Raw genomic sequence first — 15,814 nt, 5'->3', positions numbered from 1 at the left:
TAGTTCCACTTAGAGAAATGGGCGAATAAACTAGTGATACATAATGTTGGCGAGAGGTGAGCACGGAATGAAGATAGCAGTATTATACGGAGGGATTTCAGCAGAGCGGGAAGTGTCCTTATCTTCAGGTAAAGGAATTATCAAAGCATTGGAGCAGCGGGGACATGATGTCGCTGGCATTGATTTTCATCCTGAACGGCTTGAGGAACTGCTAAAGCTGGATGTGGATATGGTATATATTGGCCTGCATGGCCGCTATGGGGAGGATGGCAAGATCCAGGCATTGCTTGATATGCTTAATTTGCGCTATGTCGGTTCGGGCGTCCAGGGATCGGCTCTGGCGATGGATAAAGCGCGGGCGAAGCTGTTTTTCGCGCAAAACGGCACACGGACGGCGAAGGAGCAGGTTCTTTACCGCCATTCGTACGAGCGCGGGCAGGTAGAGATTTCACTGCCATTTCCGTTGGTTGTCAAGCCGAATCAGGAAGGGTCGACAATCGGGATTACGTTTGCGGAAGATAAGGAGCAGCTTCTGGACGGAATTGATGAAGCGTTTAAGCTTGATGAAACAGTATTGATTGAGGAGTTTGTTTCCGGGAGAGAGGTAACGGTGGCGGTAATGGGAAATCGCGGTCAGGAAAAAGCGCTGCCGGTTGTTGAAATTGTCCCGAAAAATAAATACTATGACTACGAAGCGAAGTATGCTGCCGGAATGAGTGAGCATATCGTTCCAGCGAGATTGACTGATGAGTATACGGAATATGTGAAAAAACATGCCGTGCTTGCCCATCAGTCGCTCGGCTGCGATATTTATTCCCGCGTTGATTTTATCGTGCCCGAGGATGGAACAGAGCCGGTCATTTTGGAGGTCAACACCCTTCCCGGCATGACGCCGACAAGCTTATATCCGGATGCCGCGAAGGCGATCGGGCTGTCATATGAAGAGATGATCGAGGAGCTTGTTACGCTTTCCTTGAAAAAATAAAATGGCTTTTTTAAACGATGTAGCGACTTTCGCGCATTTCTTGGACTTGTCCCGAAAAGGTAAATTCGGCCTAGTGGGACAGGTCTTTTCATTCGTGGCTCGCGAAACTCAGCGGTGGCGGCATGCTTTCGTTCGTTTCGTAAAGAATAAAAGGGAGATGAAGCGGCAGAAGCATCTCGTTTCCGTCGGTTGTTGTAAATTGGTATACTAAAAAAGAACTCAAGTAAGCGTGGCAGTGTAAAAAAGAGGTGGAAAAATGAACGATGAAGATGTGATCATAGTCGGGGGAGGGCCATGCGGCCTGGCGGCGGCGATTGCCTGCAAGGAGCGCGGTCTACATCCGTTAGTGATCGAGAAGGATCATGTCGTGAGCGCGATCTATCGTTATCCGACGCACCAAACCTTTTTCAGCACGAGTGAGAAGCTGGAAATTGGCGGGGTTCCATTTGTGATTGAAGGGAGAAAGCCGAAACGGAACCAGGCGCTCGTCTATTATCGTGAGGTCGTCAAGCGGAAGGAGCTGCGAATTCATGCCTATGAGCGCGTCGAGGCAGTTGCGCGTCAGGAAGATGGTACATTTATCGTGCAAACGACTAAAAATAACTATCGCACTCCGTATGTCATTATCGCGACAGGCTATTATGACTCGCCGAATATGATGGGAGTGCCCGGTGAAGAACAGGATCATGTCTTTCACTACTTTAAGGAGGCTCATCCGTTTTTCGATCACGATGTCGTCGTCATTGGCGGCAAGAACTCAGCCGTTGATGCGACGCTGGAGCTGGAAAAGGCCGGTGCGCGAGTGACGAATCTGTATCGTGGCAGCGATTATTCGTCAAGTGTGAAGCCGTGGATTTTACCGGAATTTGAATCGCTTGTCAGACACGAGAAAATTAAGATGGAATTCAATGCCGAAGTAAAACGGATTACAAAAGACGAAGTGATCTACCAGGTCGGGCAGACGACAAAGCGCGTCCGGGCTCAATTTGTTTTCGCGATGACCGGCTACCATCCCGACCATTCGTTTTTGCGGAAAATGGGGGTCGAGGTCGATTCGGATACAGGCCGTCCTCTGTTTGCCGAAGAGACGATGGAAACGAATGTCTCTGGGTTGTTTATCGCTGGGGTGATTGCTGCAGGCAATAATGCGAACGAAATCTTTATTGAAAACGGCCGTTTTCACGGAGAGGCGATTGCCGAGGCGATTGTCAGCCGCCGGCAGCAATAGGCTGGACCGTTCCCAAAAGCAAGGATTGAACATAAATCAGGCAAAAAAGATGGCTTACACAGGGGAAGAGACCTGGTATGCCATCTTTTTTTAAAAGATAAAAATAGCTGGAAGGTTCATGAAGACCGCTACGCGCTTTTCTTTATTGGAGAAAATAGGATTGGAGAAGCTCACGGTCATCTGTTTTCTCTAGCGTGACCATCAGCTTTAATCGCGCCTTTTGCCCATTTAACCCGTTTGTGAAAATAACGCCGAGCTCGCGCAATTCACGCCCGCCTCCTTCGTAGGCGTAGTTGTCCTGCACGACGCCGCTGAAGCAGCGGGAGACAAGCACAATCGGGATGTTGCGTTTGATGAGCTCTTTGAGTGCCGGGACAATCGCCGGGGGAACATTGCCTTGGCCGAATGCTTCAATGACAAGGCCGTCGGCGTCTGATTGCATCGCCAAATCGATGATGTCGCGGTCCATACCGGTGTATACCTTTAAAAGGATGACTTTTTTTGTCAGCCTGGAAACGGGGTACGATTCCCTTTTCGTGACAGTATGGTGAAAAAAGATGTCGCGCTTTGTGACGATGCCGAGCGGGCCATATTGCGGACTTTGAAAGGTCGCGATATTGCTGGCGTGCGTCTTGGTGACATTTTTAGCACTGTGAATCTCATCGTTCATGACGACGAGGACGCCTTTGCCACGCGCTTCGTCACACGTCGCCACGCGAACGGCGGTGATCAGGTTATGTGGCCCGTCGGCTCCTAATTCATTGCTTGAACGCATCGCTCCAGTAATGACGACGGGAAGCTGCCAATTAACTAATAGATCGAGCATATAGGCCGTCTCCTCAAGCGTGTCCGTTCCATGTGTGACGACAATGCCGTCAAGGCCGTCACGTTCCGTTCTTTCCCGCAGCCGTTCAGCGAGGTCGACCATTAAAGCGGGAGTCATATGAGGCGAAGGCAGATTGAGAAAATCATCGACCGTAACCGAGGCAATGCTTGCTAGCGATTCAATCGTGGAATATAATGGATGTATTGCTGTTGGAATCGTTCCTTGCTCTTCTTCCTTCATCGCAATAGTACCACCAGTATGTAAAACAAGAATTTTTTTCAATTTAAGCACCTCTATTTCTTTCCAAGTGAATGAAGGCGGGAAATGCCGAAAGTGTGCCCCTGCACTACCGAACAAAGAAATGATGCAGCTCGTGAAACAGACTTCTGCTTTCCGCGGAAACGATCTCTGTATCAGGAGTAGTGGCGTCCTCTCTAATTTGTCCGGATCGTCGTGTAGTTGAACTACTTTTGCCCCAGCCTCTATTATGATAACATACGATCTTAAAAGTATCCTCTAAGATCCTGCTGGCATAACGAAAGGATATAGAGAAAAGGGAGGATAACGTGTTTGCGATTGTGACGGCAGCGATGGCACCTGGCATGGCATTGTTGTCTTATTTCTATTTACGAAACCACTACAGTTCCTATACAAGCGCCTTTGTCTTTCGGACGTTTCTGATTGGTGTATTGCTTGTTTTCCCCGTAATGGTGCTGCAATATGCTTTTATTGAGGAACAGTTCTTTGAAAATCTGCTTGTCCAGTCGGTCGTGCTCTATGGGGTAATCGAGGAATTTTTCAAATGGTTTTTATTGTATTTCTTTGCCTATCAGCATGCCGATTTTAAGCGGAGATATGACGGGATTGTCTTTGGCGTTGCCCTGTCGCTCGGATTCGCCAGTCTGGAAAACGTCCTCTACCTGCTGGCAAACGGCTTGGAAACAGCGATTGGCAGAGCGCTTCTTCCGGTCTCCAGTCATGCGTTATTTGGTGTACTGATGGGGTATTATATGGGTAGGGCGAAGCTGGAGCGGGCCTCGAAAGCCAAGCATTTGACTTTGGCCTTGTTTTTTCCTATTCTCTTACACAGTATCTATGACAGCATTCTGCTGTTGTTCGACACCTATTTTATTATCGGGATGCTTCCATTTATGCTCTTGTTATGGTGGCTTGCTTTAACGAAGGTGAAACGTGCCCATCAATTGGACCAATAGAAAGTAAGAAAGGTGGTTATTATGTCTGAAGGACGTTATCGCGTTGTCATTCGCTGTCCGGTCTGTGGAGAAAAATATATTCTCAGAGGAAGACGAACCGAGTCAGGCGAGTATGAAACCGGTTTTAAGCGCTGTGTATGTGGGAATGCGGAGCATTTGCATATTGACGCAACACCGGAATGAATACTTCAGGAAAAAAATTTCACTTGCAAAATGGTTTGAATTGTTGTAATTTTGATTAAACGAAAAACTCATTTACATACGATTTCTTATCAAGAGAGACGGAGGGACTGGCCCGACGATGTCTCAGCAACCAGCCATTCATGGTCAGGTGCTAATTCCATCAGGTCGCGATGATCTGAAAGATAAGAAGAAGCGAATTCATAACCAAACACCTTCTTCTTAATGGAATTTAAGAAGTGGGTGTTTTTTCATAATTTGGTAAAGGTGGAGGTATACAGATGAATCGAGACAAGCTTGAGACATTGCTAGTACAGATCGGAAACCGCTCAGAAGACCGGACAGGAACGATTAATACGCCTGTTTATTTTTCAACGGCGTATCGTCATACAGGAATCGGAGAGTCGACAGGCTATGATTATGCCAGAACAGGAAATCCGACAAGGGAAGTCGTAGAAAAGGCGATTGCCGCCCTTGAGGAAGGAGATCGCGGATTTGCCTGTAGTTCAGGGATGGCGGCGATTCAGACGGTATTTTCCCTGTTCGCCCAGGGAGATGAGATTTTGGCCTCTCAGGATCTTTACGGGGGAACGTATCGTTTATTTGAACAGGGCTGGAATCGCTGGGGACTGTCATTTGCTTACGGTGATCCGCGAAACCTAGAGCATTTCGAGTCATTAATCAATGAGCGGACGAAGGCGCTTTTCATCGAGACACCGACGAATCCGTTAATGCAGGAAGCCGATATTGCCGCCTTGGCGGAAATCGCCAAGAAGCATCAATTGCTGCTGATTGTCGATAATACATTTTATACACCGCTGCTTCAGCAGCCGCTCGTCAAAGGAGCCGACATTGTCATCCATAGCGCCTCGAAATATTTAGGCGGGCATAATGATGTGATTGCCGGTCTCGTGGCAGCTAAAGGCACGGAGCTCTGTGAAAAGATCGCTTATTACCATAACGGCATTGGGGCGACTCTGTCGGCGTTTGACTCCTGGCTGCTCATCCGCGGAATGAAGACACTCGCTTTGCGGATGGAAAAGCATGAGGAGAATGCGAAGGCCGTTGTCGCTTTTCTTGAAGAGCATGAAGCGGTAACGGATGTTCTGTATCCAGGCAAAGGCGGTATGCTTTCCTTCCGAATTAAAAAGGAAGCATGGGTTAACCCGTTTTTGCAGCAGCTGAAACTGATTTCCTTTGCGGAGAGCCTTGGTGGAGTGGAGAGTCTGATGACGTATCCGGCGACGCAGACGCATATGGATATTCCCGAGGACATTCGGATTGCCAATGGCGTCTGTAACCGGCTGTTGCGCTTTTCGGTCGGAATTGAGCGCAGCGAGGATTTAATAAAAGACCTGGAGCAAGCTTTTCACTTTGTGACATCAAAGGAATAGAAAGGAGGGACCCGTAATGAAGTTGTTGGAACGATTAGCAAATGAGGTCCTTGTAGGAGACGGGGCAATGGGCACCCTCCTGTATGAGCAGGGGGTTGATCAATGCTTTGAAGAAGTCAATCTGAGTAATCCCGATAAGATCATCGCGGTCCACAAGCAGTATGTAGAGGCTGGAGCCGATGTGATTCAAACAAATACATATGCGGCCAATTCCTTAAAGCTCGAAAAATACGGCCTGGAAAATCAGGTTCAGCTCATCAACGAGGCAGCTGTTGCATTAGCGAAGCAGGCTGCGGACGGACGGACCTTTGTCGTCGGCACAATTGGCGGGGTGCGCCGCTTTCAGCTGGAGGAATGGTCGCTTCAGGAAATCGAAGAGTCGTTTAACGAGCAAATGAAGTACCTTCTGCAAGGAGGCGTCGACGGCCTGTTACTTGAAACATTTTATGACCTTGAAGAAGCAAAAATGGCTACAACCCTGGCGAGAAAGTGGACGAATTTGCCGATCATTGTTAACCTTTCATTAGGAGAAATCGGCGTGATGAATGGCGGGATCCCGGTCGCGGATGCTTTTCGTGAGCTGATTGCAGCCGGAGCGAATGTCGTCGGCTTAAATTGCCGGATGGGGCCTTTCCATATGCTGCGTTCATTTGAATCGATTCCGCTGCCGGAGAACGGCTATCTGTCAGCGTACCCGAATGCGAGTCTGCCCGATTATCGCGACGGGCGCGTTTTTTATCAGTCGAATGCGGACTATTTCAAGGCGATGGGGGAGAAGTTCGTCAAGGAGGGGGTCCGCTTATTGGGCGGCTGCTGCGGAACGACACCCGAACATATCACAGCATTCAAAGAGGTGAAGGAACGGTTCGCACCGATTACGGAGAAAAAAGTCCGTTCGATTATCCGTGTGGAAAAGCGGATCGAGCTGCCGCCGGAGCATACGCCGCTGCCTGAGCTTGTGAAGCAGCGCAAGTCGGTGATCGTCGAGCTTGACCCGCCGAAAAAGCTTAATACGGACCGATTTATCGAAGGAGCGAAAAAGCTTCATCAGGCCAGCGTCGATGCGGTGACGATGGCCGATAATTCACTCGCTTCCCCGCGTGTCGACAACCTGGCACTCGGAGCAATGCTGAAAGGGCAGATCGGCGCTCGTCCACTCGTTCATGTTACATGCCGCGACCGCAATTTAATCGGGCTGCAATCACACTTAATGGGGCTTCACGCCTTAGGAATTGATGATCTGCTGGCGGTGACGGGCGACCCGACGAAAATAGGAGATTTTCCGGGGGCGACTTCGGTGTATGACGTAACTTCCTTTCAATTAATTTCCTTTATTAAGCAATTGAACGAAGGAATTTCTTTCTCAGGAAAAGAGCTCGGACAGAAGTCAACCTTCTCTGTCGGGGCAGCCTTTAATCCGAATGTCCGGCATTTGGACAAAGCGGTGCAGCGGATGGAGAAAAAAGTCGAGAGCGGCGCCGATTATTTTATGACGCAGCCGATTTACAGTGAAGCGCAAATTGAAGCGGTGTACGAGGCGACAAAGCATATCGAACAGCCGCTTTACATCGGGATCATGCCGTTAACCGGAACAAGGAATGCTGAATTTCTTCACAATGAAGTACCCGGTATAAAATTAACCGATGAAATCCGGAGCGCGATGGAGCGGTGCGGTGATGACCGTCAGCGGGCGGCGGAAGAAGGGATACGGATTGCCAAGTCGTTAATTGACACGGCGCTAACATTCTTTAACGGCATTTATTTGATAACGCCATTTTTACGGTATGAGATGACCGTTGAACTGACTGATTATATTCAAGCGAAGACGAAGGCAGCATCCATTAAAAATCAGTAGCAGGGATCAGGAGAAAGGACTAAAGCGTATGACGAAGTCTTTATTTGAACAACAATTGGAACGAAAAATATTAGTACTTGACGGGGCGATGGGAACGATGCTCCAGCAGGCTAATTTAAGCGCGGAAGATTTTGGCGGCGAAGAATATGAAGGCTGTAACGAATACTTGAACGAAACAGCGCCCGAAGTCATTGAGAAGATTCACCGTGACTATTTGCAGGCCGGAGCTGATATTATCGAAACGAACACATTCGGTTCGACCAATATCGTCCTTGATGATTACGATCTCGGTCATAAGGCAGAAGAGCTGAGCCGCGTCTCAGCTGAAATTGCCCGCAGAGTCGCTGACGAGTTTTCAACACCGGAATGGCCACGCTTTGTCGCCGGGGCGATGGGTCCGACGACGAAATCACTTTCGGTGACGGGCGGTGTTACGTTCGAGCAGCTGATTGAATCCTATTATGAACAGGCTCGTGGCTTAATTCTCGGCGGAGTCGATGTGATGCTGCTCGAAACGAGTCAGGATATGCGCAACGTCAAGGCGGCTTATATCGGAATTGAGCAAGCTTTCACCGAGCTTGATAAAAAGCTGCCGATCATCGTTTCAGGAACGATCGAGCCGATGGGCACGACGCTTGCCGGTCAAAACATCGAAGCGTTTTATTTATCGCTTGAGCATATGAAGCCGACCGTCGTCGGCTTAAACTGTGCGACGGGACCGGAATTTATGCGCGACCATATTCGCTCTCTGTCGGAGTTGGCGACAACCTATGTCAGCTGCTACCCAAATGCCGGCCTGCCTGATGAGGAAGGGCATTATCATGAATCGCCCGACTCGCTTGCGACAAAGCTTTCGGCTTTTGCGGAAAAGGGCTGGCTCAATATCGTCGGCGGCTGCTGTGGAACGACGCCTGAGCATATTGCGGCAATGGTCGAAGCAACGAAGGACTTTGCCCCACGCGTGATTAAGGAGAAACATCCACATGCTGTTTCAGGCATTGAACCGTTAATTTATGAGGAAAGCATGCGTCCGTTGTTCGTCGGCGAACGGACGAATGTCATTGGTTCACGGAAGTTCAAGCGTCTGATCGCGGAAGGGAAATTTGAAGAAGCGTCGGAAATCGCCCGGGCCCAGGTGAAGCGCGGCGCCCACGTCATTGACATCTGTCTCGCTGACCCGGACCGTGAAGAGCTTGAGGATATGGAACAGTTTTTAAGCTATGTAATCAATAAAGTGAAAGTGCCATTGATGATTGATTCAACGGATGAGAACGTCATTGAAAAAGCGTTGACGTATTCTCAGGGGAAAGCGATCATCAATTCGATCAACCTGGAGGACGGGGAAGAACGGTTCGAAAAAGTAATTCCGATTGTCAAACGCTACGGGGCGGCGGTGGTCGTCGGGACGATTGACGAGAAAGGGATGGCCGTCAGCGCGGAACGCAAGCTCGAGGTCGCGAAACGCTCGCATGACCTGCTCGTAAACAAATACGGCTTAAAGCCGGAGGATATCATTTTTGATCCGCTCGTCTTCCCGGTTGGAACCGGTGATGAGCAGTATATCGGCTCCGCCAATGCGACGGTCGAAGGCATCCGCCTGATTAAAGAAGCGTTGCCGGACTGTTTGACGATTCTCGGTGTGAGCAACGTTTCGTTCGGCTTGCCGCCGGTCGGCCGCGAAGTGCTGAATGCTGTTTATTTGTATGAATGCACCCAGGCCGGGCTGGACTATGCGATCGTCAATACCGAGAAGCTTGAACGCTATGCCTCGATTTCAGATAACGAAAAAGAAATGTCGCGCAAGCTGTTATTTGAAACAACAGATGAGACGCTCGCTGAATTTACCGCTTTTTACCGCGGGAAAAAAGCAGAGAAGAAAGTCGAGCTTTCCACGCTTAGTCTTGAGGAGCGGCTCGCTTCCTATATCGTTGAAGGGACAAAGGAAGGACTGACGAAGGACCTCGATGAAGCGCTGGCGAAGTACGATGACCCGCTTGATATTATTAACGGGCCGCTGATGACCGGGATGGATGAAGTGGGCCGCCTGTTCAACAATAACGAACTGATCGTCGCCGAAGTGCTGCAAAGCGCTGAGGTGATGAAAGCGTCTGTTGCTCATTTGGAACCGTTCATGGAGAAAAAGGAAGATGATAACGGCAAAGGAAAAATCATTTTGGCGACCGTAAAAGGTGACGTCCATGATATCGGAAAAAATCTCGTGGAGATCATCTTAAGCAACAACGGCTTCAAAATCGTCAACCTCGGCATTAAAGTGACGTCGACTGAACTGATTGAGGCGATTAAAAAGGAAAAGCCGGATGCGGTCGGTTTGTCCGGGCTGCTCGTCAAATCCGCGCAGCAGATGGTGCTGACGGCGCAGGATTTGCGCCAGCAGAAAATCTCGATTCCGATTTTGGTCGGGGGAGCAGCATTGACGCGCAAATTCACCGATACGAAGATCGCCGCCGAATACGATGGAATGGTTCTTTACGCCAAGGACGCGATGAACGGGCTGGAAATCGCCAACCGTCTCGCCAATCCGGACGAGCGGACCCGTCTGGCGGAAGAACTGGCGGAAGCACGGGCGAAAAAGGACGCGGTTCGGAAAGAAAGAACACGAGGAGAACCGGATGATCCGGCAAAGGCTCCGGTGCGCTCCGAGGTGAAAACGGATGGTCCGATTTTTACGCCGACGGACCTCGATACTCATATTTTACGCGATTACAAGCTCTCTCATCTAGAGCCTTATATTAATATGCAAATGTTGCTCGGCCGCCATCTCGGCTTACAAGGCAAAGTGAGCCGTCTGCTCGCCGAGAAAGACGAACGGGCCGTTCAGCTGAAGGAAAAGGTTGATCAGTTTTTACAGCGGGCCAAGGCAGAACAGATTATTTCCGCGCACGGCATGTACCGCTTTTTCCCGGCACAGGCCGACGGCAACGATGTTCTGATTTATGATCCGGAAGATACGTCCACGGTGCTTGAGCGCTTCAGCTTCCCGCGTCAGCGCCAGAAGCCGTACCTTTGCTTGGCTGATTTTCTACGCCCGGTAGAAAGCGGTGAAATGGATTATGTCGGCTTCCTCGCTGTCACCGCCGGTCACGGTGTCCGTGAATTAGCGGAGAAAGCAAAGGAAGAGGGCGACTATTTGGAAAGTCACCTAATGCAGGCCGCGGCTTTGGAAATCGCTGAAGGCTTTGCTGAGCGTCTCCATCAGCAAATGCGCGACCGTTGGGGCTTTCCGGATTCGGCGGACATGACGATGGAGGAGCGCTTCTCCGCCAAATATCAGGGTGTGCGCGTCTCCTTCGGCTACCCGGCCTGTCCGAATCTTGAGGATCAGGAGAAGCTGTTTGCCTTGCTGAAGCCGGAAAAAATCGGCGTCCAGCTGACGGAAGGCTTCATGATGGAACCCGAAGCATCGGTGACCGCGATGGTCTTCTCCCATCCGGAAGGGCGTTATTTTAACGTGCTGGCTTAAAAAGAAAAGAGCTTTCTATTTTCGGAGTTTGAGTAAAAAGGTAAACGAACCTTGTTACTCAAACTCCTTTTTGCTTCCTTAAAAAAGAATTTCCCGCCTGGAGCATACATTTTCCCTTTTCAAAACAGACTAAGTGAAGCTGGATTTGTACAAAGGGGGACGAACGTAATGGCGTTTAATGTGACGCAAAAGCTGATTGATGGCCATCTTTTGTCTGGTGAAATGACGCCGGGCACAGAAATTGGCTTGAAAATTGATCAAACGTTGACGCAGGATGCGACTGGAACAATGGTGATGCTCGAATTGGAAGCGATGGGGCTCGACTATGCCAAAACCGAAGCGTCGGCGCAGTATGTCGATCATAACTTGATTCAAGTAGATAGCAAAAATCCGGACGACCACTTGTTTTTGGAAAGCGCGACGCGGCGGTTTGGCTTGTATTACAGCCGACCGGGAAATGGAGTCAGCCATCCGGTTCATATGCAAAGGCTGGCGAAACCGGGAAAAACATTGCTCGGCTCCGACAGCCATACATGCGCAAATGGCTGCATGGGGATGCTGGCGATGGGGGCGGGAGGCATTGACGTTGCGATGGCGATTGCCGGAGAACCGTTTTATGTGAAAATGCCGCAAGTGTGGGGCATTGAACTGAAAGGCAGGCTGCCTGACTGGGTCAGCGCCAAAGATGTGATTCTCGAGCTGCTTCGCCGTCATGATGTAAAAGGCGGAGTCGGCTATGTCATCGAATATTTCGGTGACGGATTAAAGCATTTAAGCGCGATGGACCGTCATGTCATCGCCAATATGGGAGCCGAGCTTGGGGCGACAGGGACCGTCTTTCCATCGGATGACGAAATCAAACGTTACTTGAAGCAACAAAACCGTGAAGAAGATTGGATCGAATTGAAAGCGGACAGAGGGGCTTCCTATGACCGGTATGAAGAAATCAATATATCGGAGCTGGAGCCGTTGGTCGCCAAACCATCGAGCCCGGGGAATGTCGTCGCCGTCCGGGATATCGCTGGGGAACCGATTTATCAATCGTATATCGGCTCTTCCGCCAATCCGGGCTATCGTGATTTTGCGATTGCGGCAGAAATTGTAAAAGGAAAACAGGTCGCCAATGGCGTTTCCTATGATATCAATCCGAGCTCGCGCCAAATTTTAACCGATTTAGTGGAAGAGGGGCATATCGCCAGCTTGCTTCAGGCAGGGGCGAGGCTGCACCAGGCTGGGTGCAACGGTTGTATCGGCATGGGACAGGCGCCCGCCTCAGGAAGAAACAGTCTAAGAACAACGCCGCGCAATTTTCCTGGACGGTCGGGAACGAGAGAGGACAGCGTCTTTTTATGCAGCCCGGAAACCGCCGCCGCCTCGGCGCTGACAGGCAAAATCACCGATCCGCGCACGCTGGAGATGGATTATCCGAAAATAAAAGAGCCAAGGAAGCCGACGGTTGATGAGAGCTTGTTATCGGTTCCATTACCACTTGAACAGGCACGGGAAGTGGAATTATATAAAGGGCCGAATATTGCCTCGATTCCGGAAATGAACGAGCTCCCTTATACATTGGAAATCCCGATTTTGCTGAAAATGGGCGATAATATTTCAACGGACGAGATTTTGGCCGGCGGTGCTCGCGTATTGCCGTTTCGCAGCAACCTGCCTGAAATCAGCAAATTCGTGTTTGAAATTGTCGATGAGACGTATTATGAGCGGGCGCGGAAAACGGTGGAACAAGGCGGGCACGCGATTATCGGCGGCTTTAACTACGGTCAGGGCTCAAGCCGAGAGCACGCGGCGCTTGCGCCGCGGTATTTGGGATTGCGGGTCGCCCTCGTCAAGGATTTTGCGCGGATTCATTGGCAGAACCTGGTCAATTTCGGCATTTTGCCGCTCACTTTTGTTAATGAAGCGGATTACGATAAGCTGAAGCAGGGCGATATCCTGACGATTACAGATGTAAAGAATAAGATTCAACAAGGAAATGAATTTAGCATTAGTTTAAATGGAGAAAAAGAAAGCATCAAAGTGAGGCATGCGCTGTCAGCAAGGCAAATTGACATGATGATCAAAGGTGGATTAATCAACTGGGTGAAAGCGCAGCAAAAGGTTACCACGTAAGAAAGGGTGAAACAAATGGTCGACCGCAACCATGTTTGCAAAGCATGTGAAGGAACAGGAATGCTCGCTGATGATGAAGAATGGCAATATACATGCACAGTATGCGGTGGTGAGGGATATGTTCAGCAGGAGCATCCTGCCTCTTCCATCGTGCTAAACGTTGATGAAAACAACCGGATTTTGGATTGAGGGAAAAACAGAGAAGCTCGATTTGCACAAAGTGCAGCTCGGGTTTTTCTTTTTTGCGGTGAAAATATTGTGAGACAAGCTGTGAAAATATGAAAAAATGGTAAAAAAGTTCGCAAAAAAGATGAACTCAGGGCCTAAATCACTATTGGTTCTTTCATAAGGATGTAATAAAATGGTACTTATAATGACACCACGATAGGGAGAATGAACAGTTGAAAAAAGCACTATTATTATGTGTGATTTTAATCGGGGCGAGCGGATGTGCGGGGGCGACGGTCAATGGAAGTGAGCAAATCGCTGCTGAGGCAAATAAAAAAGCGGTAAACCTCTATATAAAAGAGCTGGAAGAAAGAGAAATTGACTTGATTAACCCGCTCAAACAGGAGGTATTAATGACGATCAGAAAAAGCGATTTTGCTGATTCTGAAGAGACTCTGCGCGAGTGGGTGAAGGAATTGGCCCGAGGCCCGAACGGCTTTGATCAGCGCATGAAAGCGGCCAAGGTTCGCGATGATGGAACGTTTGTGCCAGGTGTTCCTCAAGTTGTATTAAAAGAAGAGGAATTAGTGGAAAAAATCAAGCAAGCCAGTTATTTTACACGGCAGCTCGAAATTCCGATTGAAGTAACCTATATTAACGTCACGGAAGAAGATGTCGCCGGCCTCGATGAAGTCGAGATCGGCCGTTATGCGACAAAGTTTACTTCTTCCATTAGCGGACGTGTCGATAATATCGAGCTTTCAGCGAAGAGCATTTACGGCGTCGTCCTCGGTCCGGGAGACATCTTTTCGTTTAACCGGATTGTCGGGGAACGTACAAAAGCGCGCGGCTATAAAGAAGCGAATGTCATTGTTGATGGCGACTTCGTCAATGGACTCGGTGGCGGAATTTGCCAAACATCAACGACATTATATAATGTCGCGTTGGATGCCGGAATGGAAATCATTGAGCGCAATCCGCATTCGCTGCCTGTTTCGTATGTGCCGGAAGGAAGAGATGCGATGGTTAACTGGGGTACATCCGATTTGCGCTTTCGCAACAGCTTTGACTATCCGGTTTTGATTCAAATGAAAGTCGACCGGGAGAAAAGCGAGCTGATCGCGATCATCAAAACGGCGCAACGTTATTTATAACTAAGTACGGCTGCATGGCGCAGGATCAACTTGTATAGAAATGAAGCCTCAAAGAAGCTGGAGATCAAGCTTTTTTGAGGCTTTTTTTTCTGTCTCGTCAAAAGAATGGTATAAAAAGAAGGCTGGAACAAACACTATTTGTATCAATCATGACCAAAAAAGGCGTGTCATGAAACAGATAACAAAGCATAAGGAGGGAATGATTCATCATGAAGCGGGATCTGTTTACATGGAGAATGGTATGTATTGTCGTACTCGTTGCGATTGGTTTAGTAGGGCATGCCAGCCCGGGGTTTGCTTTTTCAAACCAGATCATTCAGCAAGGAGCGACAGGTGATGATGTGGTCGAGCTGCAGGCGCGGCTCCAGTATATTGGATTTTACAATGGAAAAATTGACGGTGTATTTGGATGGAGCACCTATTGGGCTGTCCGTAATTATCAATATGAATTCGGACTCGACATCGATGGGCTTGTCGGCCCAGAAATGAAAAATATGCTGGAACGGTCGACCGATTATGATGAAGCATTTGTGCAGAAGGCGCTGCAGGAGGGACGTAAATTTACCCATTACGGTCAAACGCCAAAGCATATTCAAAAAGGAGCAAAAGGCAGCGAGAAAAAAGGCCAAACCCGGCAGCCGCAGGGCGGAGGCGGACAGGCTGAAGCGCCACAAGGCGGTGGACAGACAGGTGGTACTCCTGGTACGGGAGGAACGCCAGAGCAAGGTGGACAGCAGGAGCCGCCAGCGGAACCAGTGCCGGAGGAAGAAGCACCGGAACAACAGGACAATGATGTCAATATTGAGAAAGCGACAAATGTTCCGCCAGGCTATTCCGATAATGACATTCAATTGATGGCCAATGCCGTATACGGCGAGGCGCGCGGTGAGCCGTATGTCGGCCAGGTAGCCGTAGCGGCTGTCATTATCAACCGGGTGAACAGTCCCACGTTCCCGAACACGGTCAGCGGAGTTATTTTTGAACCGCGAGCCTTTACGGCAGTCGCTGACGGTCAAATTTGGCTGACGCCAAATGAAACGGCAAGAAGAGCAGTGCTTGATGCATTAAATGGTCAAGACCCAACCGGAAATGCGCTTTATTATTTCAACCCTGATACCGCAACATCCGGCTGGATCTGGACACGCCCACAAATTAAGCGAATTGGAAAACATATTTTCTGTCATTAAATTAGTGGAGGTGAAGGA

12 protein-coding genes and 1 riboswitch are annotated in these 15,814 nt (G+C 49.3%); of the genes, 11 read left to right on the top strand and 1 reads right to left on the bottom strand.

All coding sequences use genetic code 11. The features are described 5' to 3' along the window. Nucleotides 1-67: 67 nt before the first annotated feature. Together ABMB67_RS02750 and ABMB67_RS02745 are read left to right on the top strand one after the other, a co-directional pair. Nucleotides 68-985 carry a D-alanine--D-alanine ligase family protein gene (locus ABMB67_RS02750; RefSeq protein ID WP_354571028.1) on the top strand — a complete coding sequence of 306 codons (918 nt, stop codon included), beginning with the start codon at nt 68-70 and terminating at the stop codon, nt 983-985. 256 nt (nt 986-1,241) lie between these two features. Next, complete coding sequence (locus ABMB67_RS02745; RefSeq protein ID WP_251222432.1) at nt 1,242-2,213, top strand: YpdA family putative bacillithiol disulfide reductase; 972 nt, start codon at nt 1,242-1,244, stop codon at nt 2,211-2,213. Between the two features lie 142 nt (nt 2,214-2,355). Here the strand turns inward: ABMB67_RS02745 and ABMB67_RS02740 are convergent, their stop codons facing one another. Next, nucleotides 2,356-3,321: an asparaginase gene (locus ABMB67_RS02740; protein ID WP_251222431.1), complete on the bottom strand. Its 966-nt coding sequence runs from the start codon at nt 3,319-3,321 to the stop codon at nt 2,356-2,358. Nucleotides 3,322-3,605: 284 nt separating this feature from the next. Between ABMB67_RS02740 and prsW the strand changes: the two genes are divergently transcribed. The 9 genes from prsW to sleB all read left to right on the top strand — a co-directional run bounded on the left by prsW (nt 3,606) and on the right by sleB (nt 15,796). Next, a complete protein-coding gene (gene prsW, locus ABMB67_RS02735; protein ID WP_251222430.1) occupies nt 3,606-4,253 on the top strand; it encodes a glutamic-type intramembrane protease PrsW in 648 nt (215 codons plus the stop codon). Between the two features lie 21 nt (nt 4,254-4,274). Beyond that, a complete protein-coding gene (locus ABMB67_RS02730; protein ID WP_251222429.1) occupies nt 4,275-4,436 on the top strand; it encodes a hypothetical protein in 162 nt (53 codons plus the stop codon). An 83-nt stretch (nt 4,437-4,519) separates the two neighbouring features. Continuing rightward, a riboswitch (SAM riboswitch) is annotated at nt 4,520-4,625 on the top strand. An 89-nt stretch (nt 4,626-4,714) separates the two neighbouring features. Further along, complete coding sequence (locus ABMB67_RS02725; RefSeq protein WP_251222428.1) at nt 4,715-5,827, top strand: methionine biosynthesis PLP-dependent protein; 1,113 nt, start codon at nt 4,715-4,717, stop codon at nt 5,825-5,827. A 16-nt stretch (nt 5,828-5,843) separates the two neighbouring features. Further along, nucleotides 5,844-7,682 carry a bifunctional homocysteine S-methyltransferase/methylenetetrahydrofolate reductase gene (locus ABMB67_RS02720; RefSeq protein WP_251222427.1) on the top strand — a complete coding sequence of 613 codons (1,839 nt, stop codon included), beginning with the start codon at nt 5,844-5,846 and terminating at the stop codon, nt 7,680-7,682. A gap of 28 nt (nt 7,683-7,710) precedes the next feature. Continuing rightward, a complete protein-coding gene (gene metH / locus ABMB67_RS02715; protein WP_354571027.1) occupies nt 7,711-11,163 on the top strand; it encodes a methionine synthase in 3,453 nt (1,150 codons plus the stop codon). Between the two features lie 168 nt (nt 11,164-11,331). Next, entirely contained in the window at nt 11,332-13,287 is a 1,956-nt protein-coding gene (locus ABMB67_RS02710; protein WP_354571026.1) for an aconitate hydratase, read from the top strand. A 15-nt stretch (nt 13,288-13,302) separates the two neighbouring features. Continuing rightward, nucleotides 13,303-13,476: a hypothetical protein gene (locus tag ABMB67_RS02705; RefSeq protein WP_251222424.1), complete on the top strand. Its 174-nt coding sequence runs from the start codon at nt 13,303-13,305 to the stop codon at nt 13,474-13,476. A gap of 212 nt (nt 13,477-13,688) precedes the next feature. Further along, on the top strand, nt 13,689-14,609 hold the full coding sequence (locus tag ABMB67_RS02700; protein ID WP_354571025.1) for a VanW family protein: 921 nt from the start codon (nt 13,689-13,691) through the stop codon (nt 14,607-14,609). Nucleotides 14,610-14,818: 209 nt separating this feature from the next. Next, nucleotides 14,819-15,796, top strand: coding sequence for a spore cortex-lytic enzyme (gene sleB / locus ABMB67_RS02695; RefSeq protein WP_390188839.1), 978 nt, complete (start codon nt 14,819-14,821; stop codon nt 15,794-15,796). Nucleotides 15,797-15,814 lie beyond the last annotated feature (18 nt).

The sequence above is a fragment of the Halalkalibacter oceani genome, assembly GCF_040544555.1.
In the GTDB taxonomy this organism is placed as follows: domain Bacteria; phylum Bacillota; class Bacilli; order Bacillales; family Bacillaceae_D; genus Halalkalibacter; species Halalkalibacter oceani.
This window is presented reverse-complemented; position numbering and strand designations above follow the sequence as displayed.

Excerpts from the sequence above, each read along its gene's own strand:
- ABMB67_RS02750 (WP_354571028.1), top strand. The coding sequence starts at position 68 with ATGAAGATAGCAGTATTATACGGAGGGATTTCAGCAGAGCGGGAAGTG.
- ABMB67_RS02745 (WP_251222432.1), top strand. The coding sequence starts at position 1,242 with ATGAACGATGAAGATGTGATCATAGTCGGGGGAGGGCCATGCGGCCTG.
- ABMB67_RS02730 (WP_251222429.1), top strand. The coding sequence starts at position 4,275 with ATGTCTGAAGGACGTTATCGCGTTGTCATTCGCTGTCCGGTCTGTGGA.
- ABMB67_RS02725 (WP_251222428.1), top strand. The coding sequence starts at position 4,715 with ATGAATCGAGACAAGCTTGAGACATTGCTAGTACAGATCGGAAACCGC.
- ABMB67_RS02720 (WP_251222427.1), top strand. The coding sequence starts at position 5,844 with ATGAAGTTGTTGGAACGATTAGCAAATGAGGTCCTTGTAGGAGACGGG.
- metH (WP_354571027.1), top strand. The coding sequence starts at position 7,711 with ATGACGAAGTCTTTATTTGAACAACAATTGGAACGAAAAATATTAGTA.
- ABMB67_RS02710 (WP_354571026.1), top strand. The coding sequence starts at position 11,332 with ATGGCGTTTAATGTGACGCAAAAGCTGATTGATGGCCATCTTTTGTCT.
- ABMB67_RS02705 (WP_251222424.1), top strand. The coding sequence starts at position 13,303 with ATGGTCGACCGCAACCATGTTTGCAAAGCATGTGAAGGAACAGGAATG.
- sleB (WP_390188839.1), top strand. The coding sequence starts at position 14,819 with ATGAAGCGGGATCTGTTTACATGGAGAATGGTATGTATTGTCGTACTC.